General features: G+C 62.1%; 31 protein-coding genes and 1 tRNA gene. 23 read left to right on the top strand and 9 right to left on the bottom strand.

Features of this window, described 5'->3' with window-relative positions; translation table 11 throughout:
* The first annotated feature begins 1,173 nt into the window (after positions 1-1,173).
* The 7 genes from AC1DYC_RS15405 to AC1DYC_RS15375 all read left to right on the top strand — a co-directional run bounded on the left by AC1DYC_RS15405 (position 1,174) and on the right by AC1DYC_RS15375 (position 4,574).
* Complete coding sequence (locus tag AC1DYC_RS15405; RefSeq protein WP_477407545.1) at positions 1,174-2,058, top strand: ATP-dependent DNA ligase; 885 nt, start codon at positions 1,174-1,176, stop codon at positions 2,056-2,058.
* Positions 2,055-2,255 (top strand): hypothetical protein, encoded by a 201-nt coding sequence (locus AC1DYC_RS15400; RefSeq protein WP_477407543.1) that lies wholly within the window; start codon positions 2,055-2,057, stop codon positions 2,253-2,255. The genes AC1DYC_RS15405 and AC1DYC_RS15400 overlap by 4 nt, the downstream gene beginning before the upstream one ends.
* Before the next feature lie 116 nt (positions 2,256-2,371).
* Positions 2,372-2,563, top strand: coding sequence for a hypothetical protein (locus AC1DYC_RS15395; protein WP_477407541.1), 192 nt, complete (start codon positions 2,372-2,374; stop codon positions 2,561-2,563).
* 81 nt (positions 2,564-2,644) lie between these two features.
* Entirely contained in the window at positions 2,645-2,866 is a 222-nt protein-coding gene (locus tag AC1DYC_RS15390) for a DUF768 domain-containing protein (RefSeq protein WP_477407540.1), read from the top strand.
* A 151-nt stretch (positions 2,867-3,017) separates the two neighbouring features.
* Complete coding sequence (locus AC1DYC_RS15385) at positions 3,018-3,197, top strand: hypothetical protein (protein ID WP_477407538.1); 180 nt, start codon at positions 3,018-3,020, stop codon at positions 3,195-3,197.
* Positions 3,198-3,403: 206 nt separating this feature from the next.
* Positions 3,404-3,736, top strand: coding sequence for a hypothetical protein (locus tag AC1DYC_RS15380; protein ID WP_477407536.1), 333 nt, complete (start codon positions 3,404-3,406; stop codon positions 3,734-3,736).
* Positions 3,737-3,854: 118 nt separating this feature from the next.
* Positions 3,855-4,574, top strand: a complete 720-nt coding sequence (locus AC1DYC_RS15375) for an SOS response-associated peptidase (protein WP_477407534.1) — start codon at positions 3,855-3,857, stop codon at positions 4,572-4,574.
* Here AC1DYC_RS15375 and AC1DYC_RS15370 read toward each other — a convergent pair whose 3' ends face one another.
* Entirely contained in the window at positions 4,575-4,838 is a 264-nt protein-coding gene (locus AC1DYC_RS15370; protein ID WP_477407532.1) for a hypothetical protein, read from the bottom strand.
* Between the two features lie 10 nt (positions 4,839-4,848).
* The gene (locus AC1DYC_RS15365) at positions 4,849-5,037 is read right to left on the bottom strand and encodes a hypothetical protein (RefSeq protein ID WP_477407530.1); all 189 of its coding nucleotides are present in this window, start codon (positions 5,035-5,037) and stop codon (positions 4,849-4,851) included.
* Positions 5,038-5,096: 59 nt separating this feature from the next.
* On the opposite strand from AC1DYC_RS15365, the gene AC1DYC_RS15360 reads away from it, so the two are divergent.
* The 4 genes from AC1DYC_RS15360 (at position 5,097) to AC1DYC_RS15345 (ending at position 6,802) form a co-directional block, all read left to right on the top strand.
* Positions 5,097-5,390 carry a hypothetical protein gene (locus AC1DYC_RS15360; RefSeq protein WP_477407528.1) on the top strand — a complete coding sequence of 98 codons (294 nt, stop codon included), beginning with the start codon at positions 5,097-5,099 and terminating at the stop codon, positions 5,388-5,390.
* A 10-nt stretch (positions 5,391-5,400) separates the two neighbouring features.
* Entirely contained in the window at positions 5,401-5,817 is a 417-nt protein-coding gene (locus AC1DYC_RS15355; protein ID WP_477407526.1) for a hypothetical protein, read from the top strand.
* A 178-nt stretch (positions 5,818-5,995) separates the two neighbouring features.
* On the top strand, positions 5,996-6,280 hold the full coding sequence (locus tag AC1DYC_RS15350; protein WP_477408318.1) for a hypothetical protein: 285 nt from the start codon (positions 5,996-5,998) through the stop codon (positions 6,278-6,280).
* Between the two features lie 192 nt (positions 6,281-6,472).
* The gene (locus AC1DYC_RS15345) at positions 6,473-6,802 is read left to right on the top strand and encodes a low affinity iron permease family protein (RefSeq protein ID WP_477407524.1); all 330 of its coding nucleotides are present in this window, start codon (positions 6,473-6,475) and stop codon (positions 6,800-6,802) included.
* Between the two features lie 435 nt (positions 6,803-7,237).
* Here the strand turns inward: AC1DYC_RS15345 and AC1DYC_RS15340 are convergent, their stop codons facing one another.
* Positions 7,238-7,441, bottom strand: a complete 204-nt coding sequence (locus AC1DYC_RS15340; protein WP_025583583.1) for a CsbD family protein — start codon at positions 7,439-7,441, stop codon at positions 7,238-7,240.
* Between the two features lie 597 nt (positions 7,442-8,038).
* Between AC1DYC_RS15340 and AC1DYC_RS15335 the strand changes: the two genes are divergently transcribed.
* Entirely contained in the window at positions 8,039-8,647 is a 609-nt protein-coding gene (locus tag AC1DYC_RS15335) for a cell envelope biogenesis protein TolA (RefSeq protein ID WP_477407522.1), read from the top strand.
* A 1,152-nt stretch (positions 8,648-9,799) separates the two neighbouring features.
* Here the strand turns inward: AC1DYC_RS15335 and AC1DYC_RS15330 are convergent.
* Positions 9,800-9,889, bottom strand: a tRNA-Ser gene (locus tag AC1DYC_RS15330).
* Between the two features lie 362 nt (positions 9,890-10,251).
* On the opposite strand from AC1DYC_RS15330, the gene AC1DYC_RS15325 reads away from it, so the two are divergent.
* From AC1DYC_RS15325 to AC1DYC_RS15315, 3 genes are all read left to right on the top strand, one after another.
* Positions 10,252-10,989 (top strand): hypothetical protein, encoded by a 738-nt coding sequence (locus tag AC1DYC_RS15325; RefSeq protein WP_477407520.1) that lies wholly within the window; start codon positions 10,252-10,254, stop codon positions 10,987-10,989.
* A gap of 115 nt (positions 10,990-11,104) precedes the next feature.
* Positions 11,105-11,428: a hypothetical protein gene (locus AC1DYC_RS15320; RefSeq protein WP_477407518.1), complete on the top strand. Its 324-nt coding sequence runs from the start codon at positions 11,105-11,107 to the stop codon at positions 11,426-11,428.
* Positions 11,429-11,661: 233 nt separating this feature from the next.
* Positions 11,662-12,651 (top strand): BMP family lipoprotein, encoded by a 990-nt coding sequence (locus tag AC1DYC_RS15315; RefSeq protein WP_477286027.1) that lies wholly within the window; start codon positions 11,662-11,664, stop codon positions 12,649-12,651.
* Between the two features lie 271 nt (positions 12,652-12,922).
* Here AC1DYC_RS15315 and AC1DYC_RS15310 read toward each other — a convergent pair whose 3' ends face one another.
* Both AC1DYC_RS15310 and AC1DYC_RS15305 read right to left on the bottom strand, forming a co-directional pair.
* A complete protein-coding gene (locus AC1DYC_RS15310) occupies positions 12,923-13,339 on the bottom strand; it encodes a hypothetical protein (protein ID WP_477407516.1) in 417 nt (138 codons plus the stop codon).
* A 13-nt stretch (positions 13,340-13,352) separates the two neighbouring features.
* Positions 13,353-13,559 (bottom strand): SlyX family protein, encoded by a 207-nt coding sequence (locus AC1DYC_RS15305; RefSeq protein ID WP_477408316.1) that lies wholly within the window; start codon positions 13,557-13,559, stop codon positions 13,353-13,355.
* A 217-nt stretch (positions 13,560-13,776) separates the two neighbouring features.
* Here AC1DYC_RS15305 and AC1DYC_RS15300 point away from each other — a divergent pair, with 217 nt between their 5' ends.
* From AC1DYC_RS15300 to deoA, 6 genes are all read left to right on the top strand, one after another.
* Complete coding sequence (locus tag AC1DYC_RS15300; protein WP_477407514.1) at positions 13,777-15,309, top strand: ABC transporter ATP-binding protein; 1,533 nt, start codon at positions 13,777-13,779, stop codon at positions 15,307-15,309.
* The gene (locus AC1DYC_RS15295; RefSeq protein WP_477332312.1) at positions 15,306-16,445 is read left to right on the top strand and encodes an ABC transporter permease; all 1,140 of its coding nucleotides are present in this window, start codon (positions 15,306-15,308) and stop codon (positions 16,443-16,445) included. Before AC1DYC_RS15300 ends, AC1DYC_RS15295 begins: the two co-directional genes overlap by 4 nt.
* A gap of 1 nt (position 16,446) precedes the next feature.
* Positions 16,447-17,418, top strand: coding sequence for an ABC transporter permease (locus AC1DYC_RS15290; protein WP_477407512.1), 972 nt, complete (start codon positions 16,447-16,449; stop codon positions 17,416-17,418).
* A gap of 114 nt (positions 17,419-17,532) precedes the next feature.
* Entirely contained in the window at positions 17,533-17,925 is a 393-nt protein-coding gene (gene cdd / locus AC1DYC_RS15285; protein ID WP_477310276.1) for a cytidine deaminase, read from the top strand.
* Positions 17,926-17,937: 12 nt separating this feature from the next.
* Positions 17,938-18,759 carry a purine-nucleoside phosphorylase gene (locus AC1DYC_RS15280; RefSeq protein ID WP_477407510.1) on the top strand — a complete coding sequence of 274 codons (822 nt, stop codon included), beginning with the start codon at positions 17,938-17,940 and terminating at the stop codon, positions 18,757-18,759.
* A complete protein-coding gene (gene deoA, locus AC1DYC_RS15275) occupies positions 18,759-20,078 on the top strand; it encodes a thymidine phosphorylase (protein WP_477407508.1) in 1,320 nt (439 codons plus the stop codon). Before AC1DYC_RS15280 ends, deoA begins: the two co-directional genes overlap by 1 nt.
* Positions 20,079-20,088: 10 nt before the next feature.
* Here deoA and AC1DYC_RS15270 read toward each other — a convergent pair whose 3' ends face one another.
* From AC1DYC_RS15270 to AC1DYC_RS15260, 3 genes are all read right to left on the bottom strand, one after another.
* On the bottom strand, positions 20,089-20,652 hold the full coding sequence (locus AC1DYC_RS15270) for a TIGR02281 family clan AA aspartic protease (protein ID WP_477407506.1): 564 nt from the start codon (positions 20,650-20,652) through the stop codon (positions 20,089-20,091).
* 129 nt (positions 20,653-20,781) lie between these two features.
* Entirely contained in the window at positions 20,782-21,411 is a 630-nt protein-coding gene (gene upp / locus AC1DYC_RS15265) for a uracil phosphoribosyltransferase (protein ID WP_095084682.1), read from the bottom strand.
* Positions 21,412-21,527: 116 nt separating this feature from the next.
* Complete coding sequence (locus AC1DYC_RS15260; RefSeq protein WP_477407504.1) at positions 21,528-22,502, bottom strand: adenosine deaminase; 975 nt, start codon at positions 22,500-22,502, stop codon at positions 21,528-21,530.
* 135 nt (positions 22,503-22,637) lie between these two features.
* Between AC1DYC_RS15260 and ubiE the strand changes: the two genes are divergently transcribed.
* Both ubiE and ubiB read left to right on the top strand, forming a co-directional pair.
* Positions 22,638-23,414, top strand: a complete 777-nt coding sequence (ubiE, locus tag AC1DYC_RS15255) for a bifunctional demethylmenaquinone methyltransferase/2-methoxy-6-polyprenyl-1,4-benzoquinol methylase UbiE (RefSeq protein ID WP_477407502.1) — start codon at positions 22,638-22,640, stop codon at positions 23,412-23,414.
* A 58-nt stretch (positions 23,415-23,472) separates the two neighbouring features.
* Entirely contained in the window at positions 23,473-25,047 is a 1,575-nt protein-coding gene (gene ubiB, locus AC1DYC_RS15250) for a 2-polyprenylphenol 6-hydroxylase (RefSeq protein ID WP_477407500.1), read from the top strand.
* Positions 25,048-25,089 lie beyond the last annotated feature (42 nt).

Raw genomic sequence — 25,089 nt, 5'->3', positions numbered from 1 at the left:
ACAGTGAAACCCGCGCCGGCCAATGCGGTATACGGAACCCGCCCACGGAAATTAGCGCTCTCCGAAACGATCGGCAACGATTGGTTAAGGACGTACAGGGAGTCCTGGTTGAAGCCACCTCTGAGCGCATTAGATCCCCAAGGTCACCGGCGACGACGTATTGGCTCGGTGCGCGAGAGTTCTTTGCGCTTCCGCCGCGATAGGAGGTCGTATCATGACCCAGCGAAGTGTATCGGCTTCCGACTGCAATGTCCTGCGCGGCGCCTTCGTAAAATCCGTCATCGAAAAGAACATCCCAGAGGACCGATGGCGGGATGAGGCTGCGCTTTTGATTCACAATTTTACGGATGGCGATGACGTAGATTCCAACTTGCTGGAATGGATCATAAGAACTGGCACTATCTAGCCGTAGGTGAGGACCCCGGCGGGGGGCGGCCAAAACGAGATAACGATCATGGCAATCTCAAAGGCGCTTCCGCCATTGCCTGGGTTGTCTTCCTTCGCCCGCTGTTAATGGCTCGCCTCGATTTGCGAAGTCAAATGGACGTGAGAGCGGCCCGACTGCCGAACACCTGGGGAAGGCCAAAGTAGTCGGGCCAAGGCATGGAAAGAATTCCGCTCCTCCCCAGCCCGTCCAGAGCATGGGCCTGATCACAGTTAGACGCAAGCCGGCTCCCTTTGGGCGCCTAGCGCACCTTCCGCAATCGGCGACATAATCGATGGTAGATCGGCGAACTGTTAAGGTCTCGCGCTGCGTGGGTGAAGAGCAGCACCACAAACAGGACGACCATTGCAGACGCAAACCCGGTGACGAAAGCCATCAAGCCGAACGCCGCTGACGCCGGGTTGTTCCCACGGACGCCTCAAGCCCTCCCGAGCCTTACCCCGCCGCCGCTGCCATGTTAGGCGCCGTCTCCAGGGGTTCATGCACAGGCTGAGTGTGCCAGATGACTTGCCGGAAATCTCGCCGGTCGACCCACTGATCGCATGTCCGGCAGATGTAGAAGTAGACGCGATCATAGGTGGGCTTGTCGCCATGGCGTCGGCCCACTATCGGCGGCCCGAGTTCGGAAACCTTCGTCATTTGCGATTGACTACCCCGCAAACGGTAAAAGGCTTCGGAACTATTTTAGCTTAAGCTTATTTAATGGCGGCGGGTGGGAGTGTGCGTGCATGCGAAGCGATAGTGAGCGGTTGAGGTTCATCAAGCCGCAGGAACCGATCCTGGTCGAGGTTGCCCCGATCAGCGACGACTGGCTGCACGAGATCAAATATGACGGCTTTCGCACCCAGTTGGTACTCGATTGGGCCGGCGGCCGTGCCTTCACCAGGACCGGCCACGACTGGTCGAAGCGCTATTGGCCGATTGTCGCCGCGCTGGAGAAGCTGCCGGCCAAGGCGCTCATCCTCGACGGCGAGATGATCGCGCCCGAGCCGGACGGTCCGCCGAACTTCCATGAGATTCACTCGCGCATGGCCTGGAACGCCGAACTGCTCGCGTTCGTCGCGTTCGACATCCTGCACAGGGACGGCCAGGATCTGCGCACGCTGCCGGCGATCGATCGCAAGGCGATACTGTGGGACCTGGTCAAGCCGGCCGACGGTATCATCCAGTACAGCCAGCACGTCGAGGGCGGCGGCGCCGCGTTCTATGAGGCGGCAGAGAAAATGGGCCTCGAGGGCATTGTTTCGAAGCGTCGGGGTAGCCCATACCGAAGCGGCGGCAAGGACGAGGCTTGGGTGAAAGTCAAATGCTGGGACATCGGCGAATTCGAACTGCTCGGCGTCCACCGCCAGGCCGGCAAGGGAAGCGAAGCGCTGCTCGCAAGGGACGGCAAATATGTCGGCAAAGCCGTGATCGCTACAAGCAACGCGGTCAAGGAACGGCTCTGGAAGCGAGTCCAGCAGGGCAAGGGCCGGCCGCCGGCGGGCTTGCCCACGGCCGTGGTGACCCCGGATGTCGAATGGGTCAAGCCGGGCATCAATATGCGCGTAAAGACGCTGCGCGGCGAGCCAAAGCTGCGCCACGCCTCGGTGCAGGATTTTCGGGAAGAATGAGCAAGCGCGGGAGTGATTTTCTCTACCAGTGGATATCCGACCGTTTGCCTGACGACCAGATTGTCGACCCGGTCTTGCTGGTAATCGATTTGGCAGTAGACGCGAAACGGGAGGCGGAAACCCAAGGGATTCCGGGCCAGGAGATCGATGAAGAAATTGGCCCGATCTTCGAAGCCATCATGCAGGGGTTACGCTAGGAATGGATAGCTGCGCCGCAGCTAGTAAAGTCTCGCGGAGCCCAACATTTGATATTGAAAACCGCCGTCAGCCGGTCTTATTCGACGTTACCATTGCTTTTCGTAGGGAGGCTGTGATGGATAACGTGGTTCCAATCCGTAGGGCCCTGCCTCGCGTCGAAGTGGTCGAAGCCTGCGGCGAATGGTTGGTCCGCGTGGTTGAGGAAGACCAGGAAATGACCCGCTCATTCGATCTGGAATCGTTCGCGCTGTCATTTGCGGAAGGCCAGCGGATACGCCTGCATCTCGATAAGATCATTCGGCTCTAGTTTTCTCTTCGGTACTGAATGCTCTTCCTGCGGAATGTCTATCTCGGCGGAACCTAATAGAGTCGCTCCGCTTAATCCTCGATGAGCACCCGCGGCACTGACTTTTTGTACAAGTGGATTTCGGCCAACATCCCCGAAACCGTCGGCGCCGACGTCATCTCAGTTCGCGAGCTCACTCAGAAGCTATTCGCCGACGCCAAGGCGATCGGCATCAGCAGTGTGGAAATTGAGGAAGAAACTGGGAGTGTTTACGAGGCTATCCTAGACGCAATCGTGCCCCACGATGCCGGCTTAGCTGAGTGAAGCAATCCATGACCAGCGTCTGGGTCGCGTTCTGTTTCGTCGGCGTCGTGGTGGCACTGGTGGTGTTATGGTCGATGAGGTTGTAGAGAGAGCCATCGGCAGCGAAAGCGTTCTTCCCTGAAACCTTTAAGCTGTCGCCGAATTATGCTTGATGGCTGACGAAGAAAAAGAAAAGCCGTTGCACCCGAAAGTCGAGTTCGTGCGTAAAGTTGCGCGTGAAACCGGTGTTTCTGAAGAACAGGTGCGAGCGCTCGTATCGTTGCTGGGCTACGATCTCTCATCCGTGATGCGCGAAGCCCGACTTCTAAGCCATGAGCACCCGCAGCATTAACTTCCTCCGGGCTCACCGTTCTTTGCAAGCGAGGGGTTCGCATCACGTGACCACGCAATGACCCGGCACGTTCCCCCGCCACGCCGTTTGCAAGCAACCTTCGACTAGGACTTTCACAGCAAGCGTGGCGCGCAGAGCATATTAGCGATCGGGAACATACGGCTCATGCGGGAGTTTATCGGGTGAAGGGCTCCAGGGAGGTTGCTATGAGAAAACTGTTACTTGCCTCGGTGATTGCCATCGCTACCGCCGCAGCCACGGTCGTGCCTGCGGATGCACAATTTTTTGGTCCTGGTATCGGTGGCCCGTTCGGCGGCTTCGGCCTATTCGGTGGTGGCCCCTTCTACGGCGGCGGCCCGTTTTACGACTATGGCGGCCGCTATTACGGCCCTCGCTATCGTGAATATTATCCCGGCTACGTGGCCCGCTACCCACATCGCTACTATTACCGGCATCATCGTCATTGCCACGTGAAGTGGGTGAGGCACTGGCGCCATCACCACCGGGTGCTGGAACGCGTTCGGGTTTGCCGGTATTGACAAGCCGGACATTGGCTGCGGTTGCGCGGTAGGACCCGCCGGCGGCCTGGCGGATTGACTTGTTCTCTCTCCGTTCCCATGTTGGCCGTTCCCTTGCCATCATGGAGCGGTTGCTGAAATGTGTGGACGCGTTTTCGTCAAATCGACAATCCCCGACATGGTGCGACGCTTCGAATTCGCGCATGCCGGCGATATCGAGCGGCTGGGCAATGGCTTTCCGATCTGGAACGGTGCGCCGAGCCTGATCTATCCGATCATCATCCGCGAAGAGCTGTCTACCAGTATGGCCGGTTTTGTTTCGGCCAAATGGGGCCTGGTGCCTGGCTGGGCCCGCGACAGCGGCGGCCGGCCGCCTCCGGTCAACGCGCGATGCGAGACCGTCTCGACCAACGGCCTGTTTCGTAAGGCATATGCCTCACGCCGCTGCCTGGTGCCGGTCGACGGCTATTTCGAATGGCAGAGGCTCGATGCATCTGGGAAGAAAAAACAGCCCTACGCCATCGCCATGAAATCGGGCGAGCCGTTCGCTATGGCTGGAATCTGGGAAGAATATGCAGACAAGACGACAGGCGAACTCATCCGAACCTTTGCCGTCGTCACCTGCGAGCCGAATGAGCTGATGGCGACGATCCATGACCGCATGCCGGTCATCCTGGCGCCGGAAGACTACATGCGGTGGCTTGGGCCGGAGCCGGATCCGCGTGACCTGATGAAGCCGTTCCCGTCCGGTCTGATTACGATGTGGCCGATCGACAGCAAGGTCGGCAGTCCGCGCAACAACACGCCCGACATCATCGACAGGATCGGCCTAGGGCCGACTGATCTGTTCGACCTTTGATCATTCTATGTCGGGAACTTCACCTGCGGTGAAGAGCACGCTTGGCGGCCCATAGTCGCCAAGAGCGGGATTGGCTTCGCGGCTCCAAGCAACAACGCCGATGTGTTTGGAAGCGAGGCCTTTAGCGAGGCGGATAGCGCGCTCCTCGGTCTGCTGGTCGGCCGGCCCGAACGCCGTGAACAACTCGCCATCCTCGCCGCGGTCGAATGCCATAACCACGATCAGCTTCGGCAACTTGGGTTCCGGCAACACGTGGACTGACATTTCTTGCCTCTTACAAAAACCGCTCGCCGTCGCCGCGATGCAGGAAACAGAACCAGTGCGATGGCTGGCGCTGTCGGGCAAAGCCGAAGCCCGCATCCTTGCCACATCCGGGATGCTCGCACGCATGATTTTCGACGCGCCGCCCTTCGCGTGGGACGGTCGCCATGCCTTCGGCAAGCCGCGATGGTTCGTCGCTCATGCTGAAAAGATTCCACAATCCGGCTTGACGTTCAAGGAATTTGTTCCCTTTCTGTTCTTATGGCGCATGAACCGATCGACACGCTGGGCAAGGCAACCCGGCACAACATGCTTGTGAAGGCGGAGTGCACCTGTGGCAACGTCTTTTACTGCCGCTCGGCCGACCTGATGATGGTCTACGGCGGTGGCGTTGACCCGTTGCGCCTGAAGTCCGACTGCAGTCGGTGCAGGTCAAATATCAAGATCACGCTTCTGGAAGTTCACCCTGAGCATCTGCCAAAGCGCCTGGTCATTCACAAGCCGATCAAAATTGATGGGAAGATCGTCTGGCACACTGAGAGGTTTCGAGCGTGAGAGGACCGACATGACAGAACGGTTGGAGGTCGAAGAGACCGAAGGCGGCTTCCGGTTGATCGACCAGGCGGGCATCGAGTTGGCTCATGTTTTCCGGCGCTTCGAGGCTTTTGCCTTCGCGCGTGATAGAGGGGCACGGGTGCACCTCAAGTGGGAACGGACCGTTATCGGCGGACGCGAGGTTCCCCAAGACTTTTCGGCCCGTCACGGCGACCACAGAGCCGGGCGCATCATGCCCACGGTCAGCGGTGATAAACCCGGCAGCTGGGCATGGTTCGTCAACGGGACCGATCCCGACACGGGTAGAGGCTGCAGCGTGGGCGGACGAGAAAGTTCAAAGGACCAGGCAGTCGAGCAGTTGGAGGCGGCTTACACGGAATTCATTGCCAATGGCGACAAATATGGACGCCGGTCGAAGAATGGCTGACGGCATGGCAGCCTTGCGAAACTGCTCGCCGACAATCCCGGACCTGTCTCGATCGTCGCAGGCACCGGCGCATCGGAAGCGAATGCTACAATTTCAGGTTCTTTTGGAAACCTTTTTTCCTAGCCGGCATTGCATTAGCACGGCTGCATTCAAGCAGCTAACATCAGGAGGAATTTTCATGAACTCGAAAATGCTTGTTCTCGGCGCATCGCTTGCTCTTATGACCGGTTCGGCCCTCGCCGGAAGTTCCACCGGCACGTCTGCGCTCGATGACCCGGCGAAAATGTCGCCGTTCTTCACCGACGCCGGCATGAAGACCATGAAGTCGGAAGCGGAAACGAAGGCTGCGTGGACGGCCATGAGTGCGGACGACCGCGCCGCAATCATGAAGGAGTGTGCCGACGAAGCCGTCGCGAAGTCGCACGCAGATTTCTGCAAAATGGCAATGCAGATGGGCAAATAGGCCCAACTGAAAGGACAAGCCCGCTGGGGCCGCGCCGGCGGGCTTTTTTCTTTGAGCCGGGGACCAAGGCAAGCGGCGATCAGCCGTTGGAACATTTGGTCATTTCGGACGCTGACTATGGGCAAGAGCGGTGAATCGTATGTGCCCTAAGGAAGACAATTTGCTCGATCCCCAGACGAAGCGGAGTGAACAATGAACCGTCTGCTCTTCCTTGCGGCGGACTTTCTTTCCCGACCACCCGGGTTTTACGTGATGATCGTGGCCATGGTGATTTGCACGGCGCTGGTCCCGTTCGGTCTCACAAATGCTATCACCTATGCCCTCTCGGTGGCGGCTATCGTCATCACCGGTGTGGTGCTGATCCAAGGCTACCGGGACACAGCCGCGATCCATGCCAAGCTTGACGAGATCATTGTCGCGCTCAAGGAAACCAGGAACGATGTCATCGGGCTTGAACATGGGGACCCTGAGGAGATTAAGGCCAAGCTCCGTGAGTTGGAAAAGGAGGCTGGCATCAGGTGAGCACACGCGGAACCATTCCTCGACAAATGGATGGCAGAAACACGTGCCGCATGCCATCACCGACGACCCGGCGGCCATCACCGATCTTTGCCGACTAGGCAATGACGGCAGCCGACAAGGAAGACATCAGCGCAGACGAGGTCAGCGAAGAGGTCGGTAGCGTTTTGGAGGCCATCCTTGAGGCAATGCAGAACCGTGCCGGAGGCGAGCGTGGATGACCGTGCCTAAGTCAAAAAGGTTCTGGATCGCTGTAGGGATATTGGCAACGCTTGTTATTGTTGCTCTGGTGATGTCGCTGTCCCTTGCCGCGCTCTCACCTCACTGACGGCCTTTATAGGCTGCACCGGCCCGGAGCGTATGGCAAGGCTGATCAAATTAACAGAAAGCGCGCTCTGCCAAGCGCGCTTTTATAATTAAAGCTCTTGGAGTCCCGATCTACCAACCTTGCATCGAATACCAGTCATCGATGTCTCGCCGGACCCGGTCCTTCTCGATGCCGTATCTCTCCTGAATCTTGCCTTCGAGTTGGTCGCGCTTGCCGGCGATGCGGTCCAAATCGTCGTCGGTCAGTTTGCCCCACTGTTCCTTAACCTTGCCCTTAACTTGCTTCCAGTTACCTTCAACGCGGTTCCAATCCATGGCCTTGGCCTCCTTGGTTGTACATACAGTTGAAACGTCGGCAGCCCGGCTAGGTTCCGGTGCGAGATTGTGGCCTGAAGGAACATTAGTTGTCGCTAAATGTTGAGGCATGCGGCGGGTGGTGCCCTCCATCGCCTGCCGAAGATCGGGCCTCCGATCGGCCCGCGCTACTCCCGAAAGAGCGCGGGCTTTCAAAATCGCTCAGGGGTGGCTTGGCGCTGGCCAATGTTCGTGGTTCCACAGCATGCAACTATAAGCGGGACAGCGGCGTCGAGCATGGTGCGGTCGCGCAAGGCCGCGGAGCGCGACCAAACGCGCCAATCATGCGCCGCTAGAGAAGGCTTATTAGCCTTGTGACCCGCGCACCAAGCCAACTGTCTAGGCGCATAGGGCCGAGTAGGGCTCTGGCCGTTTCCGCAGCCTATCCCGTCTAGAAGTGCGGAACCACCATTGGAGGCCTGCATTCGAGAAGGGCAAGATGTGATAGCGCCCTCGTGACGGCACCTGGGCAAGGCAAGAATCCGCTCTTTACTCCCAAGAGCAAAGCTCCATCTACAGCTCGATCCAAGAGGTTAAGCATGTAAGTGTCTCTATCGGATGGCTAAGAAACTCAAAGTGTATCAAACCTCTATCGGCTTCTTCGACCTTGCCGTCGCCGCACCATCGATGAAGGCTGCCGCAGAAGCATGGGGATCGGACCCCGACATCTTCAAACGCGGATTCGCGAAACAGACGGAAGACCCCAAGGTGGCTGAAGCAGCGACAGCCAAGCCGGGCGTGGTGTTGCGGCGACCGGTCGGATCGCGCGAGAACTTCACTGAAAAGGCTGCGCTTCCGACAGCACCCGACGCGGGTCAGCAGGCTCCGCAGGATCGTGTGCAAGGCCCGCGCGCTAGCGAGAAGGCCGGCACCAAATCAGCAGAGAAAGCGGAGCGGAGCGCTGCGGCTCTCGAAAAGAAAAGAAAACGTGAGGCCCTTGATCGCGCAAGAGCCGAAGGCGAGCGCGAACGTGAGAAAAGGCGACGCGAACGAGTGATTGCCAAAGCCAACGCCGTTTTCGAACGGGCTCGTAGCCGCCATGAGAGCGCCATGAACTCCATCAGGCAGCGACGGCAGGAACTGGATAAAGAGGAAGCTGACGAGGACGAAAGATGGGAGCGCGAGCAGCAGGCGCACGACGCCTCGTTGAACGAAGCAAAGGCGTAGGCTCCAAGCAACGGCGTTGTCCGACCGGCCCAAACCGGCTGTTCATGCAGCCACCCCGATATGGTCAACAGCATCGGCAATAGCCCATCGCCTCGTTTTGCGGCAGGACATGAAGCGCATGTAACAGGGAAAACATGCCGACCTCCCTTACGCAATCTCGCCTCACGTTTCGCCACCCAAAAAATCGCCGGGGGCGCTAGGAGCCTTTGCGCAGCCGGCGATAGAGCCAATAATAGCTGGGCGCGCTTTGAAGGTCTCGAACTGACAGCAGCACGACAAATAGAACCACCAGGTCAGCCGCGACTCCGGTAACTATAGCCATCCAAACGAACGTCGCTGTCACCGAGATGTTCCGGGAGGATGCGAAACCACTGGCAAGCTTCGCTTCCCGCAATGGTGCGCTTGACGATCTCAGCAAAGGGAAGATGGTCGGCGCCAAAGCTGGAGAAGCCTATAGAGCGCCGGCAGGGCGGGATAGAGGCCGCCTCAAGGCATACCTGAGACTTTCCTTCACGTCATGGTCTGGCAGGGCGTGTCGCAGAAGCCTTCAGCTCGCCAGCGCGCGGCCGACAGGAATCCCAATTCCAGTCACCAGCTGGTAGCGAGCTTGCCGCGGAGTTCAATGGCAAGGGCGCTGACTGTGTCGCGCCAATCCTTGCGAGATGGTCGCCCATGATGAATCATCCCGTGATGGGTTTGCTCAACGCGGAGAAGGCGGAATGATCCATACGGAATGGTGATTTGGGAATGATGAGGCGTGACGGCGAATTAGGGTTACGAGGCCCGACATCGCTGTTGAGGGACAAACAAATGCTCCGCCGCCACGAGACTCAACCCTCTCGCAGTCGGCAGGTTCCGACGAGCCGCTTGGGCGGGCTTTTTGTTGTGTCTCTATTTGTTCCATAAAACCCGCTGCCTGGGGGAGTGAGGCAGCCGGTTGATTTCAAGCTCGGGGGAAGCTTGGCCGCCATCGCTTGAGAGGAGTAGATGGCCGACATCTGGAAACTACCAACGGCGGCGCCGTTTCTCAATTGTGCGAGGGTATTAGTGCGCTCAACGAAGGCGCTACGGATAACATGAAGGTTTAGCCGCTTGGGCTGGGTTATGGCATCGGGAGAAAAACGTCAAAAAACGTAATAAAATCAATATCATTGGCGGAGAGAGCGGGATTCGAACCCGCGTTACGGTCTCCCGTAAACACACTTTCCAGGCGTGCGCCTTCAACCACTCGGCCACCTCTCCGTCTTGTGCATAGCGCGACGGCCGGTTGTGCCGCGCGGGTTGGGGAGATGCATCCCTTTGGGAAGTGCGGGGGGACCCGCGTCAGGGGCGCCGCCAACCAGCGGATGCCCTTCCCGGCGCCCGTCAATCAAACAGGCGCGGGGCTCATCTAGTCGATCCGGCGGCGAATGCCAAGCCATAACGGCAGTCTATTCGCTTTGCCGGCCATGCATCGTTTCCTCGGGCCGCCAACGCCTCCGCTTCAAGGGGCGCCTCGGCTGCGAATGGTGTGCACAGGCGTGGCGGCAGGGCCGGCCGCGCTTGACTTCGCGCCTGGCCAGCTGTCGAGTGAGGCAGAGGCTTTGCGGGGGGCATTGTCCGACATGACATCGAGCAACGAACAGCCGGCCAGCGGAACGCCAGCCGGAGGCATCCCAGGCGGGTTGCCGCCCAGGCGTTCGGACCTGTCCTTCATCCCGGTGGTCTGGCTCCTCTTCGTCATGGCGTTGTCGGCCTATGGGCTGGTCTCGGCCTGGTGGCTGGTGGGCAGTTCCGGCCTGCCGGACACGGTCTTCTATTTCGTCCTTGGCGCGCTGGCCTTCGACATCATCACCATCCTGTGGGGGCTCTATCTGCTCGGCCTCGCCTTCGGCCGTTCGGCGCACTTCCCGCGCCATTTCACCTTCTGGCAGATCGCCGTCATCGTCTTTCTGCTGGCAAGGCAGGTCTATGTGCTGGCTGTGCCGGAGTTCGTCTTCTCCGCCAGAAGCCTGGCCATCACTGCGGCCGAAATCGGCATCGGCCTGTTCTGCATCTACCTGCTGCGTCGCGATGCGGGACCCGCGGCTGTCTATACCAGACCGCAAGCGCAAGCGCCGTCAGCCTTCGCCTCGATTGCCGCAGCCCTGCTCGGCATCATCCTCGGCGCGGTCGTCGGCGCCGTCGCCGGCTTCGGGCTGGGTGCTGTCATCGCCGAAGTCACCGACATCAGCTGTTTCGAGGGCGGCTGCGGCTATTTCGCCCTGTTCATCGGCCTTGCCGGGCTGGTGGTCGGCGCGATTGCCGGCGGCATCCTTGCCGTCTGGCTCGTCCATCGGCGCAGCCGAAAGGCGACCATATAGGCGGACGGGGGCTTCAAATTCGCGCAGGCCGATTGCGCGCCGGGCCTACGCATTCTATTCCTCGTCTTGACCGGAAGGTCCTCGGGAGGAGCTTGAGGACCGGAGGAAGATTTCGATGTTGCGTTTTTTGTTTCGCCTCGCGGCCATGGTCGCCCTTTCGGTCGCCGTCATCATGGCGGTGCTCGACGCGACGCGCTCGGTGGCAGCCTCCGCGCTGGTCATGACGCCGCTCAATTCGAGCTGGCTGGCGGTGTCGCCCGACACCCGCGCGGCCTTCGAGACCTTCGTGCGCGCCAAGGCCAATCCGATGGTCTGGGACGGCGGCATCGCCTGGGTACTGGCCCAGCCGGGCTTCGCCGTGTTCGCAGTACTTGCCTTGCTGCTCTACGCGATTGGCTACCGGCGCCGCCGGCGAGGCGGAGAATTCGCGCCGGGCTGACGGATTGTTCCCGGCGGACTTGCGACGACAAGGCGGCTCCCGCCCACGGCTGTCACCGCCTTGGGCATGCTTTTCCAAAAGGTCAAAATTCCGCGTGAATTTTGTTTCGGGCCGTGCCAGATTGCCCGGAGCGGGAGGGGAGTACGCTCCTGGCTGATGTCGCATGCCTGCCGGAGAACCGGGCAGGCGGGCGGCGCGTAACGGAAAAGAATAACCGACAGGGTGTGGATCACATGAAACGTATCGTTCTCGGCCTCCTGGCCGCAACCGCAATGGTTCTTCCGGCTTTCGCCGCGGATGTCCAGCCGGCCATCCTCTACGATCTTGGCGGCAAGTTCGACAAATCCTTCAACGAGGCTGCCTATCACGGCGCCGAAAAGTTCAAGACCGAAACCGGCACCGCCTATGTCGAGTTCGAAGTGTCCAACGCCTCGCAGCGCGAGCAGGCGCTGCGCCGCTTCGCTGAAGACGGCCGCAACCCGATCGTCATGGCCGGCTTTGCCTGGGAGGATGCGCTGAAGGTGGTCGCGAAGGAATATCCCGACCTCAACTTCGCCATCATCGACGATGCCGTCGATATGCCCAATGTCCGTTCGCTTGTCTTCAAGGAAAACGAAGGCTCCTATCTCGTCGGCATCCTGGCGGCGATGGCCTCGAAGACGAAGAAGGTCTCCTTCATCGGCGGCATGGACATTCCGCTGATCCGCAAGTTCGAATGCGGCTATGTCGGCGGCGCCAAGTCTGCCGGTGCGACCGACGTCATCCAGAACATGACCGGTGACACGCCGGCGGCGTGGAACGATCCGGCCAAGGGCGGCGAGATCGCCAAGACGCAGATCGACCAGGGCTCCGACGTGGTCTATGCCGCGGCCGGCGGCACCGGCGTCGGCGTGCTGCAGGCGGCGGCGGATGCCGGCAAGCTCGGCATCGGCGTCGATTCCAACCAGAACGGCCTGCAGCCCGGCAAGGTGCTGACCTCGATGCTGAAGCGCGTCGACGTGGCCGTCTACACCGCCTTCATGGACGGCAAGAACGGCACCTTCAAAGGCGGCCTGCAAAATCTCGGCCTCAAGGAAGGCGGCGTCGACTACGCCATGGACGACAACAACAAGGCGCTGGTCACCGACGAGATGAAGGCGGCGGTCGAAAAGGCCAAGGCCGACATCATCGCCGGCACGATCCAGGTCCACGACTACACCGCCGACAACGCCTGCCCGTATTGATCGGCAAGGATTAAGGTTTTGAACCGCCGGGTGAAAGCCCGGCGGTTTTGTTTTTGGAGCAGGGTAATCGCCTCGGGTTGGCGCCAGCCCCCTCTCCGTCTCGGGCTTCGCCCGAGCCACCTCTCCCCCATTTCATGGGGGCGAGGAAACGCTAATCTCGGAGGTCGCGGCCTCGGAGAGCCTGGATTCCTCGCCCCCACAAAGTGGGGGAGAGGTGGCTCGGCGAAGCCGAGACGGAGAGGGGGAGCGCCGTATCCGATTGGCTCGCAGGTCACGGCAAAAGCGCGCTGCCCGCCGACAACAAGCCCACGAGATATCCCAACGCAAAGACCACGATCAGAACGATAGCGATGACGGCGCCTCGTCGACCGCCAAGCGAATGCACGCCGACGCCGTAGGGGCGACGCTCCAGCCTGTTGATCACCGGCGTCGGCTTTGCCTCGTCATGGCCGACCACACGCATTTGCGGCATTTCGGCGATGCGCTGCGAGATCAGCCGCCAGCGATCACGATCGCCCGATGGCTCCGCGCGGTCGAAGACATGCATGCGCTCGGCCAGCCGCATCACCGTGTCGCGGAAGGCGGGGTCGATCTCGAGGTCGCGCTCGGCGCGTTCCCGGTCGCGGTCGTTCATCAGGCCAAGCACATAGTCGCCGGCACGGGCAACGCGATCGCTCTCACTGGCCATCAGCCTCTCCTTGCTACCAGTGCGGCGGTTTGGTCACCGGCACATCGGGCGCCGACTGCTCTTCCAGCGCCAGGAAACGCTCGGCCAGCGCCTCGAGCTTGCGCTGCATGCGTTCGATCACCTTCCATTGCTCGGCAATCTGGCCGGACAGTTCTTCAATGGTCCTTTCCTGTTCAGTGGCGCGGATTTCCAGCGTCGTCAGCCGGTCGGCAGGCATGATCATCGAGAAAATCCTTCGGTCCTGGCGCATGCAGCTGCACAATGCTGCGGCATTGAGCTTTGTATATTAGTGAATGTGAAGGTCTCAGGTCACGTTCGAAATTGACAATCGTACAGGGATTTGTCGAGAGTGTGCCTGCGCCGCCAATTGGCACGGGTGGGGCATCATGCTAGGCGTTTTGACCAAGCGATAAAAAAATAAGAGTGGGACAGGCTGCATGGCGCAAGCCGCAATCGAGCTGATCGGCATCAACAAGAGTTTTGGCGCCGTGCGCGCCAATCGCGACATCAACCTGGAGATCGCGCGCGGCACCATCCACGGCATTGTCGGCGAGAACGGCGCCGGCAAGTCGACGCTGATGTCGATCCTCTACGGCTTCTACCAGGCCGACAGCGGCGAGATCCGCGTCGGCGGCAAGCCGGCGTCGATCAAGACCTCCAATGACGCCATCGCGCTCGGCATCGGCATGGTGCACCAGCACTTCATGCTGGTCGACAATTTCACCGTGCTGGAAAACATCATCCTCGGCGCCGAAAGCGATGCGCTGCTGAAAAAGAGCATCGCCAAGGCGCGCTCCGAACTGGAGCGCCTCGAACGCGAATACGGGCTGGAAGTCGATCCCGATGCCATCATCGAGGAATTGCCGGTCGGCCTGCAGCAGCGTGTCGAAATCCTCAAGGCGCTTTATCGCGGCGCCGAAATCCTGATCCTCGACGAGCCGACGGGCGTGTTGACGCCGGCCGAGGCCGACCATCTGTTCCGCATCCTCAAGCAGTTGAAGGACCAGGGAAAAACGGTGGTGCTGATCACCCACAAGCTGCGCGAGATCATGGCCATCACCGACAATGTCTCGGTCATGCGCCAGGGTACGATGGTGGCGACGCGCGAGACCAGCAAGACGACGGTGGGGGAACTCGCCGAGCTGATGGTCGGCCGGCGCGTGCTGCTGCGCGTCGAAAAGGGCGAGGCGGAAGCCGGCGCCGTCAAGCTCGCGGTCAAGAACCTGACGGTGAAGGATTCCCGTGGCGTCACCATGGTCGACGACATCTCCTTCGATATCAAAGCCGGCGAGATCGTCGGCATTGCCGGTGTTGCCGGCAATGGCCAGTCCGAACTGCTGGAGGCGATATCCGGCATAAGGCATGCCGTCTCCGGTTCGGTCATGCTCGACGGCAAGCCGATCGACCTCACCGGCAAGGCCGACCCCGGCGAGTTGCGCGACCGGGGCTTGGCCCATGTGCCGGAGGACCGCCACCATGTCGGGCTGGTGCTGGCCTTCGAGGAGAACGAGAATTCGATCCTCGGCTATCATGACGACCCGCGCTATCTCAAAGGGCCGTTCCTCAACATCGATGCGATCATGGCCGACGCCAAGGACAAGATCGAGAAATACGACATTCGGCCCGGCAATCCGCGCCTGAAGACGGCGAATTTCTCCGGCGGCAACCAGCAGAAGATCGTGCTGGCGCGGGAAATGGAACAGGACCCCGGTGTCCTCATCGTCGGTCAGCCGACGCGCGGCGTCGATGTCGGCGCCATCGAATTCATCCACAAGCGGCTGATCGCCATGCGCGACCAGGGCAAGGCGGTGCTGGTGGTGTCGGTCGAACTCGACGAGATCCGTTCACTGTCCGACCGCATCCTGGTGATGTTTGCCGGCCGCATCGTCGGCGAGCGCGGCCCCGAGGCGACTGAAGGCGAGCTTGGCCTGCTGATGGCCGGCGTCGAGCGCCAGGAGGCGGCAGAATGAGCACGCCTTACGCCAAATTGCCTGCCTGGGCCGATTATGGGCTGATCCCGCTGATCAATCTATCGGTGGCCTTCATCGTTGCCGGTTTCGTCGTCATGCTGGTCGGCGAGAACCCGTTCCGCGCCGCCGTCATCCTGGTAGAAGGCGCCTTCGGCAAGGGAACCGGAATCGCCTTCACCCTGTTCTACGCCACCACCTTCATCTTCACCGGCCTGTCGGTGGCGGTGGCCGCGCATTGCGGCCTGTTCAACATCGGCACCGAGGGCCAAGCCTATATTGCCGGCCTCGGCGTGGGCGTGGTCTGTCTCGCCTTCGACAGCGTGTTGCCTTGGTGGCTGACGTTCCCGCTGGCGATCGCCGCCGGGGCCGCGGTCGGTGCGTTGTGGGCGCTGATCCCGGCCTATCTGCAGGCCAAGCGCGGCTCGCACATCGTCATCACCACCATCATGTTCAACTTCATCGCCGCGTCGATCATGGTCTATCTGCTGGTCGGGCCGTTGAAGCCGGCGGCTTCGCAGGCGCCGCAGACGCGCAACTTCCTCGCCGGGGCCGAACTGCCCAAGCTCAACTGGATCATCGAACTGTTCGGCGCCAAGATCCGCTCGGCGCCGTTCAACATCTGCTTCCTGCTGGCGCTGGTCATGGCCTTCCTGGTCTGGCTGCTGATCTGGCGCACCAAACTCGGTTATGAGATGCGCACCTATGGCCACAGCCCGAAAGCGGCGCGCTATGCCGGCATTTCGGAGACCCGCATCATCATCATCGCGATGATGATCTCGGGCGCGTTGGCCGGCATGATGACACTGAACCCGGTGATGGGCGACCAGCACAATGTGGCGATCGATTTCGTCTCCGGCGCCGGTTTCGTCGGCATCGCCGTGGCGCTGATGGGCCGGCTGCATCCGGTCGGCATCGTACTGGCGGCGATCCTGTTTGGCATGCTCTACCAGGGCGGCGCCGAACTTGCCTTCGAGATGCCGGCGATTTCCCGCGACATGATCGTCATCATCCAGGGCCTCGTCATCCTGTTTGCCGGGGCGCTGGAGCACATGTTCCGGCCCTACGTCCAGGCGCTGTTCGCCTCGTTCAGTCCAAGGTCGGTCGGCATTGAAGCGGTCAAAGGGAAGGGCGCCTGAGATGGATGTGTTCATCGCCATCGTGCAGATCCTCGACTCGACCATACGCCTGTCGGTGCCGCTGCTGCTCGCTTGCCTCGCCGGTCTCTATTCCGAGCGCGCCGGCGTCTTCGACATCGGGCTGGAAGGCAAGATGCTGGTCGGCGCCTTTGCCGGTGCGGCCGCGGCCTCGGTCTTCCATTCGGCCTTCCTCGGTCTCGGCATGGCGATCGTGATGTCGGTCGCCTTTGCCCTGGTGCACGGCTTTGCCTCGATCACTCATCGCGGCAACCAGATCGTCTCCGGCGTGGCGATCAACTTCGTCGCCGCCGGCTCGACCATCATTCTGGGCCAGGCCTGGTTCCAGCAGGGCGGGCGCACGCCGGCGCTGCAGCCGGGCGAGCGCTTTGAGGCCATCACTCTGCCTGGTGCCGCCGCGATCCACGATGTGCCGGTCATCGGACCGATCTATTCCGAGCTTCTGTCCGGCCACTCGATCCTGGTCTATCTCGCTTTCGCCATGGTGCCGTTCACCTGGTGGGTGCTGTTTCGCACCCGCTTCGGCCTCAGGCTGCGCGCCGTCGGCGAGAACCCGGCCGCCGTCGACACCGCCGGCATTTCGGTCGCCTGGCTGCGCTACCGGGCGCTGATCTGCACCGGCGTGCTGACCGGCATCGCCGGCGCCTATCTGTCGATGGTGCAGAATGGCGGCTTCGTGAAGGACATGACGGCAGGCAAGGGCTATATCGCGCTGGCGGCGCTGATCTTTGCCAAATGGCGGCCGGTCAACGCCATGTTCGCCTGCCTTCTGTTCGGCTTCCTCGACGCGGCGGCGATCCGGCTGCAGGGCTCGCCGCTGCCGCTCATCGGCAAGGTGCCGGTGCAGTTCATGCAGGCGCTGCCCTATGTGCTGACCGTGATCCTGCTTGCCGGCTTCATCGGCAAGGCGATCCCGCCACGCGCCGGCGGCGTGCCCTATGTCAAGGAACGGTGATCCGGTCACGCTAGTCTGGGGCTGCTGAGCCGAACGTGCGGCTCGGTGCTTGAAAGGCGCCAGGAAAACGCAAAGCGCCGGGTTTTGACCATGATCGTCGGAGAGAACGTCTGAATGTCGCATGATCTGTTCGAAGCCGCGCAGGAAGCCATGGGCAAGGCTTACGCGCCCTATTCGAAGTTTCCGGTGGGTGCGGCGTTGCGCACCGAGGACGGCCGTGTCTTCACCGGCGCCAACATCGAGGTCGCCTCCTATCCGGAAGGCTGGTGCGCCGAGACCACAGCGCTCGGCCACTACATCATGGGCGGTGGCGGCAAGATCGTGGAGATCGCCGTCATTGCCTCGCGCATGGCCAAGTGCTCGCCCTGCGGCGGCTGCCGGCAGAGGCTGGCGGAGTTCTGCCGGCCGGATACGAAACTCTACCTCTGCGACAACGGCGGCGTGGTCGAGACCGTGACCATGGGCGACATGCTGCCCTACGGATTCCGCGGCGACATTTTGAAATGAAGATTGGCTGACATGAAAGAAGCTCTGGACCATCTCGTTGAGCGGCTGGACGGGTTGGCGCCGACCACCGCCATGGTGCTGGGGTCGGGCCTTGGCGGGCTTGTCGACCAGATCAAAAATGCCGTGCGCGTCTCCTATGCCGACCTGCCGGGTTTCCCCCGCAGCGGGGTCACCGGCCACGCCGGCGAGGTGGTGGCGGGGCTGTTTGCCGGCACGCCGGTGCTGATGCTGTCGGGCCGCGCCCACTATTACGAGCACGGCGTTGCCGCGGCGATGCGGCCGGCACTGGAAGTGCTTGCCGGCATCGGCATCACCAAGCTGATCCTCACCAATGCCGCCGGCTCGGTCGATCCCGATATGCCGCCGGGATCGGTGATGATGATCACCGACCACATCAATTTCTCCGGCTCCAACCCGCTGATCGGCGAGCCCAGCGACCGACGCTTCGTCGGCCTGACCGAAGCCTATGACATCGGCTTGCGCGCAGCGATCGAACGCGCCGCAAAAGCCACCGGAACCAGGCTGCACCAGGGCGTCTATATGTGGTTTTCCGGCCCGTGCTTCGAGACGCCGGCAGAAATCCGCATGGCCCGCATCATGGGCGCCAATGCGGTGGGCATGTCGACCGTGCCGGAGGTCATTCTCGCCCGCTTCCTCGGCCTGCGCGTTGCCGCCTGTTCGGTAATCACCAACCTTGCCGCAGGTATGACCGGGGCGGAGCTGTCGCACCAGGAGACCAAGGATATGGCGCCGATCGGCGGCGCGCGGCTGGCGACAATCCTTGCGCATGTGTTCCAGGACGGGTTGCCGGAGCCAAAGGGCGACGACGCCTGATGCTTCCGCAGGAAATCATCCGCCGCAAGCGCGACGGCCAGAAACTGTCGGCGCAGGAGATTGCGGCCTTCGTCGCCGGCGTAACCTCGGGCAGCGTCACGGACGGTCAGGTCGGCGCGTTCGCCATGGCGGTGTTCTTCAACGGCATGAGCCGCGACGAGGCGGTGGCGCTGACACTGGCGATGCGCGATTCCGGCGACGTGCTCGACTGGTCGGACCTGCCGGGTCCGGTCACCGACAAGCATTCGACGGGTGGCGTCGGCGACAATGTCTCGCTGATGCTGGCGCCGATCGTCGCCGCCTGCGGCGCCTATGTGCCGATGATCTCGGGTCGGGGCCTCGGCCATACCGGCGGCACGCTGGACAAGATGGATGCCATCCCTGGCTATATCAGCCAGCCAGATGTGGCGCGCTTTCGCAAGACGGTGCTGGAGACCGGCTGCGCCATCATCGGCCAGACCGCCGATCTGGCGCCTGCCGACCGCCGGCTCTATGCCATCCGCGATGTCACCGGCACAGTGGAATCGGTGCCGCTGATCACCGCCTCGATCCTGTCGAAGAAGCTGGCTGCCGGCCTGGGTTCGCTGGTGCTCGACGTCAAGGTCGGCAATGGCGCCTTCATGGAGAAGTCGCGCGACGCAACCGCACTGGCCAACAGTCTGGTTGAGGTCGCCAATGGCGCCGGCCTGAAGGCCTCGGCGCTGGTTACCGGCATGAACGAGCCGTTGGCATCGGCGGCCGGCAATGCGGTCGAGGTGCGCAATGCCGTCGACTTCCTCACCGGACGGTTCCGCGACAAGCGGCTGGAGGATGTGACGCTCGCGCTGGCGGCCGAGATGCTGCAATCGGCGGGGCTGGTTTCGTCGCAGCAAGATGGTCTCAGGCGGGCCGCCGAGACGCTTGCCGGCGGTCGCGCGGCGGCCATTTTCGCCCGCATGGTGGCCGCCCTTGGCGGCCCCGCCGATTTTGTCGAGAAGCCGGAGAAATACCTGCCCAAGGCGGCGGTAGAGTTTGCGGTCAAGGCGACCGGGAATGGCTTTGTCAGCGGGATCGCCACCCGCGATATCGGCCTTGCCGTGGTCGGGCTCGGCGGCGGGCGGACGCGGCCGGACGACAAGATCGACCATGCGGTCGGGATCACAAGGCTGCTGCCGATCGGCGCCGAGGTGCGGGCCGGCGATGCGCTGGCGCTGGTCCATGCCCGCACGCATGCGGAGGCCGAGGCAGCCGCGGCCGCCGTGCTTTCGGCCTATACGGTCGGCGCCTCCAAGCCGGCCGCCGACAAGACTGTCATCCGCCGGGTGCTGGCGCGCGGTTAGTGGAAGTAGCCTACTGCACGAGCAGCAAGGTGCCGTTTTCGACCTGGTATTTTGCCAGCCGCTGCAAAAAGCTCATGCCGATCAGGTTGGTCTGCAGCGCCCTGTCGTCGAGCACCACCGCCTGGATGTTGTCGACGCTGATCTTGCCGATCTGCAGGCGATCGATGTTGACCACGGCTGCCCTGATCGCGCCGTTGGCGGTGTTGACCTGATGGCTGAAATCCGACGGGTTGAGCGAGATGCCGATGCGCCGCGCCGTCGAGGTGTTGATGGCGACCAGCGTGGCGCCGGTGTCGATCATGCCGTCGACCTGGCGGCCGTTGAGCTTGAAGGCGGAGGTGAAATGGCCGCGCTCGTCAGCCGCCACCAATACCTTGCGGCCGGTGGGCAGCGGTGCGGCCGGCTTGTCGGGAACCGAAGCGAGGTTCAGCTCAGGCGGCGGTTCGGCGGCCGGCTTGCTGGCAACCGTCGACTTCAGCAGACTGTCCAGTATTTGCGGATTCGACTGGTAGACGATCGGGATCGATGCCGATGTTCCCGCGAACACGCCCAGAATGAGAAGCTTGCGCAGCATGAATGGACCTTCGTGAAGGCCCATTCTTGTCCGCACATGGTGTTTGCCGCTTTAACGCCGGCCCGAAACCGAGGCTTTGCGTAAACGGGCGGTAAACGACGGAATGTCAGCCGGCTTTGCCAGCCGCCGTCATTTGGTCCCGTACATGCGGTCGCCGGCATCGCCGAGGCCGGGCATGATGTAGCCCTTCTCGTTGAGCTGGCGGTCGATGGAGGCGGTGAAGACCGGTACATCGGGATGCGCCTTGGTGAAGCGCTCAATGCCTTCGGGCGCCGCCAGCAGGCAGAGGAAGCGGATGTTGGTGGCGCCGCGCCCCTTCAGCTTGTCGATGGCCGCGATCGCCGAATTGGCGGTCGCCAGCATCGGATCGACGACGATCACCAGCCGGTCGGCAAGATCGCTCGGCGCCTTGAAGAAATATTCCACCGCCTCCAGCGTCTCGTGGTCGCGGTAGAGGCCGATATGGGCGACGCGCGCCGCCGGCACCAGGTCGAGCAGGCCTTCGAGCAGGCCGTTGCCGGCGCGCAGCACCGAGGCGAAGACCAGCTTCTTGCCCTCCAGCGTCGGCGCCTCCATGGTCTCGATCGGCGTCTCGATCGTGGTCGTCGTCAGTTCGAGGTTGCGGGTGACCTCATAGCCGAGCAGCAGCGAGATCTCGCGCAGCAGCCGCCGGAACCCGGCGGTCGACGTCTCCTTCTTGCGCATGATGGTCAGCTTGTGCTGGACAAGCGGGTGGTCGACGACGGTGACGCCCTGCATGGGTTGCTCCTGAATTTTTCGCTGCTTGGGAAAGACCCTAGCGACAATGCGCCGGCCAAGGAACCGCTTGGGCGTGACCGGCCACAGTTTTGTCGCGGGAAATCGTCGGGAAGCGGTCAGCGCGTGGCGCTGTTCAGACGTGCCAGGAGCGCAGTCTTGGTCTTCCTGTCGACGAAAGCCGCCTCGATCGCCGTTTTGGTGACGGCGGTCAGCGCCTTTTCGTTCATGGCGAAATGCTCGGCGGCAATGTCGTATTCGCGCTTCAGCGAGGTCCAGAAATAGGGCGGATCGTCGGAGTTCAGCGTCACCTTGCAGCCGGCAGCCTGCAAAGCGGGGAAGGGATGATCGGCGAAAGTCTCGTAGACCTTGAGGGCGATGTTGGAGCCGGGGCAGCACTCGAGCACGATGCCCTCGTCGGCGATGCGCCGCACCAGATCGGGGTTTTCGATGGCGCGCACACCGTGGCCGATGCGCGACGGGCGGATGTGGTCGAGGGCTGCCTGCACCGTCTCCCAGCCGGTCAGTTCGCCGGCATGGATGGTGATGCCGAGGCCGGCTTCGCGGGCGATCTCGAAAGCACGGACATAATCCTCCATCTCGCCCATGCGCTCGTCGCCGGCGACGCCGAAGCCGGTGACCAGCGGATTTCCGCAGCGCGCCGCGAAGCGCGCCGCCTGCTCGATCGATTCGACGCCGACATGACGCACGCCGGTGACGATCATGCGGCCCTCAATGCCGGTCTTGGCCTTCGCGCGCAGCATGCCTTCGCCGAGCGCGTCGGTATAAGCCTTGGGCGACAGCCCGGCCCTGACAGCATGGTCGGGCGAGGTGAAGACCTCGGAATAGATGGCGCCGTCACGGGCAAGGCTGGTCAGATAATGGTCGGCGAGACGGGCATAGTCCTCCTCGGTGCGGAACAGATCGGCGGAAAAATCGTAGGCGGCGAGGAACGAAGTGAAATCGTGCCAGACGAAGGAACCGTTCTGGATATAGGGCGAGGTGTCCTTGCCATATTTCTGCGCCTGGCGAATGACGAGCTCGGGCGCCGCTGCCCCTTCAATATGGCAGTGCAGTTCTGCTTTCAAAGGCATTCAAACATCCCGTCGGTCAGTCCAGGTCTTCACAAACCCGCCACCTGGAAGCGCGGCTGAACACCGCGCCTTAAACAATAGCGCCCGCACCATCGATCGGCTATGGTCCCGCCGGTTTTATGACGGATCAAAATAATGTCAGTTGAGAGAACCACAGCCGCGGGCGGCATGGAAACCTCCTATGGTTTCAAGAGCGTAGGGCCAGGCGACAAGCAGCCCCTGGTCAACGACGTTTTCCACAAGGTGGCGAACCGCTACGACCTGATGAACGACCTGATGTCGGCCGGATTGCACCGGCTGTGGAAGGACGCCATGGTGACATGGCTCAATCCGCCGAAACGTCCGGGCTGGAAAGTGCTCGACGTCGCCGGCGGCACCGGCGACATCGCCTTCCGCATCGTCGATGCCAGCCACGGCAATGCGCATTCCACGGTGCTCGACATCAATGGCTCGATGCTCAGCGTCGGCCGCGACCGGGCTGAGAAGAAGGGCCTCTCCGGAAGCACCGATTTCGTCGAGGCCAATGCCGAAGAACTGCCTTTTGCGGACGCTACCTTCGACGCCTACACCATCGCTTTCGGCATCCGAAACGTGCCGCGCATTGATGTCGCGCTGACGGAAGCCTTCCGCGTGCTGAAGCCCGGCGGGCGGTTTCTGTGCCTGGAATTTTCCGAGGTCGAGATGCCGCTGCTCGACAAGGTCTATGAAGCCTGGTCGTTCAACGCCATCCCGCAGATCGGCAAGATGGTCACCGGCGACGGCGAACCCTACTCCTATCTGGTCGAGTCGATCCGCAAATTTCCCAACCAGCAGAACTTTGCTTCGATGATCACCCGCGCCGGCTTCGAGCGGGTCTCGTTCCGCAATTATTCCGGCGGCATTGCCGCCCTGCATTCAGGCTGGAAGCTTTGAGGCAGGACAGTTTGCAGCAGGCCGAATTGCAGCAGGCCAATTTGAAGCGGGCTTGGGCATGAGCAGCGTCGGCGCCGCCTTTCGGCTCGCACGGGCCGGCTGGGTGCTGGTCCGCGAGGGCGTGATCGCGGCACTTCCGGGTGACGAACTCACCGGCCTGCCGAAATTCGGCTGGCGCATGGCCAGGCTGTTCACCCGCCGCCGCGCGCTCGCCTACGAGCGCAGCGACCGGCTGGCCAAGGCGGTGGTCCGGCTCGGGCCTTCCTACGTCAAGCTCGGTCAGTTCCTGGCGACGCGGCCCGATGTCGTCGGCAACGACATGGCGCTCGACCTCGCCATGCTGCAGGATAAGATGCACACCTTCCCGCAGGCGGAAGCAGTGGCGGCGATAGAGGGTTCGCTCGGGCGCAAGATCGGCGAGCTCTATACCGCGTTCGGCGATCCCGTCGCAGCCGCCTCCATCGCCCAGGTTCATCCGGCGCAAGCCATCCATGATGGCGTCGATACCAAGGTGGCGGTGAAGGTGATCCGGCCTGGCGTGCGCCGCCGCTTCTTCCAGGATCTCGAAAGCTATTTTCTCGCCGCCCGGCTGCAGGAAAAGTACATCCCGTCATCGCGCCGGCTGCGGCCGGTCGAGGTGACCGAGACGCTGGCGCAGACCACCAAGGTCGAGATGGATCTCAGGCTCGAGGCGGCAGCGCTTTCGGAGCTCGGCGAAAACACCAAGGATGATCCCGGTTTTCGCGTGCCGTCGGTCGACTGGGAACGCACCGGCCGCGACGTGCTGACCATGGAGTGGGTCGACGGCGTCAAAATGAACGACGTGGCTGGTCTCGTGGCGGTCGGTCACGATCTCAAGGCGATCGCCACCAACCTGATCCAGTCGTTCCTGCGCCACACGCTGCGCGACGGCTTCTTCCATGCCGACATGCATCCTGGCAATCTGTTCGTCGAAGCCAACGGCGATATCGTCGCCGTCGATCTTGGCATTGCCGGACGGCTAGGCAAGAAGGAGCGCCGGTTCCTTGCCGAAATCCTCTACGGCTTCATCACCCGCGACTATCTGCGCGTCGCCGAGGTGCATTTCGAGGCCGGCTATGTACCGCGCCAGCACAATGTCGCGGCCTTCGCCCAGGCGATTCGCGCGATCGGCGAGCCGATCCATGGCCAGCCGGCCGAGACCATCTCGATGGCCAAGCTTTTGACGCTGCTGTTCGAGGTCACCGAACTGTTCGACATGGCGACGCGGCCGGAACTGATCCTTTTGCAGAAGACCATGGTGGTGGTCGAAGGCGTCGCGCGCACGCTCGACCCTGCCTTCAACATGTGGAAGACGGCCGAGCCGGTGGTCGGCCAGTGGATCGCCGGCAATCTGGGTCCGAGCGGCCTGCTCATGGATGCGCGCGACGGCGCCAAGGCGCTGCTGGCGCTCGCGCGCCAGGCGCCGGACTTTGTCGCCCGCACCGAGCGGCTGTCGCGCGAGATCGATCTGATGGCCGAGCACGGCCTGCGCTTCGACGAGGCGACATCGCGCGCCATCGGCAAGGCCGAAGCCCGCTACACCCGCTCCGGCCGGGTGGCGCTGTGGGTGATCGCGCTGACACTGGTCTATATTGCGTGGCGGATTTTCTAGCGGCTCGTCTGGGACAGCTTGTCCTCAATTGATCGCATTGCT

The sequence above is a fragment of the Mesorhizobium sp. P2_E7 genome, assembly GCF_056403855.1.
This window is presented reverse-complemented; position numbering and strand designations above follow the sequence as displayed.

What these genes read in the sequence shown, in the direction of transcription:
- AC1DYC_RS15405 (WP_477407545.1), top strand. Translation starts at nt 1,174, where the DNA reads ATGCGAAGCGATAGTGAGCGGTTGAGGTTCATCAAGCCGCAGGAACCG.
- AC1DYC_RS15400 (WP_477407543.1), top strand. Translation starts at nt 2,055, where the DNA reads ATGAGCAAGCGCGGGAGTGATTTTCTCTACCAGTGGATATCCGACCGT.
- AC1DYC_RS15395 (WP_477407541.1), top strand. Translation starts at nt 2,372, where the DNA reads ATGGATAACGTGGTTCCAATCCGTAGGGCCCTGCCTCGCGTCGAAGTG.
- AC1DYC_RS15390 (WP_477407540.1), top strand. Translation starts at nt 2,645, where the DNA reads ATGAGCACCCGCGGCACTGACTTTTTGTACAAGTGGATTTCGGCCAAC.
- AC1DYC_RS15385 (WP_477407538.1), top strand. Translation starts at nt 3,018, where the DNA reads ATGGCTGACGAAGAAAAAGAAAAGCCGTTGCACCCGAAAGTCGAGTTC.
- AC1DYC_RS15380 (WP_477407536.1), top strand. Translation starts at nt 3,404, where the DNA reads ATGAGAAAACTGTTACTTGCCTCGGTGATTGCCATCGCTACCGCCGCA.
- AC1DYC_RS15375 (WP_477407534.1), top strand. Translation starts at nt 3,855, where the DNA reads ATGTGTGGACGCGTTTTCGTCAAATCGACAATCCCCGACATGGTGCGA.
- AC1DYC_RS15370 (WP_477407532.1), bottom strand. Translation starts at nt 4,838, where the DNA reads ATGTCAGTCCACGTGTTGCCGGAACCCAAGTTGCCGAAGCTGATCGTG.
- AC1DYC_RS15365 (WP_477407530.1), bottom strand. Translation starts at nt 5,037, where the DNA reads ATGAGCGACGAACCATCGCGGCTTGCCGAAGGCATGGCGACCGTCCCA.
- AC1DYC_RS15360 (WP_477407528.1), top strand. Translation starts at nt 5,097, where the DNA reads ATGGCGCATGAACCGATCGACACGCTGGGCAAGGCAACCCGGCACAAC.
- AC1DYC_RS15355 (WP_477407526.1), top strand. Translation starts at nt 5,401, where the DNA reads ATGACAGAACGGTTGGAGGTCGAAGAGACCGAAGGCGGCTTCCGGTTG.
- AC1DYC_RS15350 (WP_477408318.1), top strand. Translation starts at nt 5,996, where the DNA reads ATGAACTCGAAAATGCTTGTTCTCGGCGCATCGCTTGCTCTTATGACC.
- AC1DYC_RS15345 (WP_477407524.1), top strand. Translation starts at nt 6,473, where the DNA reads ATGAACCGTCTGCTCTTCCTTGCGGCGGACTTTCTTTCCCGACCACCC.
- AC1DYC_RS15340 (WP_025583583.1), bottom strand. Translation starts at nt 7,441, where the DNA reads ATGGATTGGAACCGCGTTGAAGGTAACTGGAAGCAAGTTAAGGGCAAG.
- AC1DYC_RS15335 (WP_477407522.1), top strand. Translation starts at nt 8,039, where the DNA reads ATGGCTAAGAAACTCAAAGTGTATCAAACCTCTATCGGCTTCTTCGAC.
- AC1DYC_RS15325 (WP_477407520.1), top strand. Translation starts at nt 10,252, where the DNA reads ATGACATCGAGCAACGAACAGCCGGCCAGCGGAACGCCAGCCGGAGGC.
- AC1DYC_RS15320 (WP_477407518.1), top strand. Translation starts at nt 11,105, where the DNA reads ATGTTGCGTTTTTTGTTTCGCCTCGCGGCCATGGTCGCCCTTTCGGTC.
- AC1DYC_RS15315 (WP_477286027.1), top strand. Translation starts at nt 11,662, where the DNA reads ATGAAACGTATCGTTCTCGGCCTCCTGGCCGCAACCGCAATGGTTCTT.
- AC1DYC_RS15310 (WP_477407516.1), bottom strand. Translation starts at nt 13,339, where the DNA reads ATGGCCAGTGAGAGCGATCGCGTTGCCCGTGCCGGCGACTATGTGCTT.
- AC1DYC_RS15300 (WP_477407514.1), top strand. Translation starts at nt 13,777, where the DNA reads ATGGCGCAAGCCGCAATCGAGCTGATCGGCATCAACAAGAGTTTTGGC.
- AC1DYC_RS15295 (WP_477332312.1), top strand. Translation starts at nt 15,306, where the DNA reads ATGAGCACGCCTTACGCCAAATTGCCTGCCTGGGCCGATTATGGGCTG.
- AC1DYC_RS15290 (WP_477407512.1), top strand. Translation starts at nt 16,447, where the DNA reads ATGGATGTGTTCATCGCCATCGTGCAGATCCTCGACTCGACCATACGC.
- cdd (WP_477310276.1), top strand. Translation starts at nt 17,533, where the DNA reads ATGTCGCATGATCTGTTCGAAGCCGCGCAGGAAGCCATGGGCAAGGCT.
- AC1DYC_RS15280 (WP_477407510.1), top strand. Translation starts at nt 17,938, where the DNA reads ATGAAAGAAGCTCTGGACCATCTCGTTGAGCGGCTGGACGGGTTGGCG.
- deoA (WP_477407508.1), top strand. Translation starts at nt 18,759, where the DNA reads ATGCTTCCGCAGGAAATCATCCGCCGCAAGCGCGACGGCCAGAAACTG.
- AC1DYC_RS15270 (WP_477407506.1), bottom strand. Translation starts at nt 20,652, where the DNA reads ATGCTGCGCAAGCTTCTCATTCTGGGCGTGTTCGCGGGAACATCGGCA.
- upp (WP_095084682.1), bottom strand. Translation starts at nt 21,411, where the DNA reads ATGCAGGGCGTCACCGTCGTCGACCACCCGCTTGTCCAGCACAAGCTG.
- AC1DYC_RS15260 (WP_477407504.1), bottom strand. Translation starts at nt 22,502, where the DNA reads ATGCCTTTGAAAGCAGAACTGCACTGCCATATTGAAGGGGCAGCGGCG.
- ubiE (WP_477407502.1), top strand. Translation starts at nt 22,638, where the DNA reads ATGTCAGTTGAGAGAACCACAGCCGCGGGCGGCATGGAAACCTCCTAT.
- ubiB (WP_477407500.1), top strand. Translation starts at nt 23,473, where the DNA reads ATGAGCAGCGTCGGCGCCGCCTTTCGGCTCGCACGGGCCGGCTGGGTG.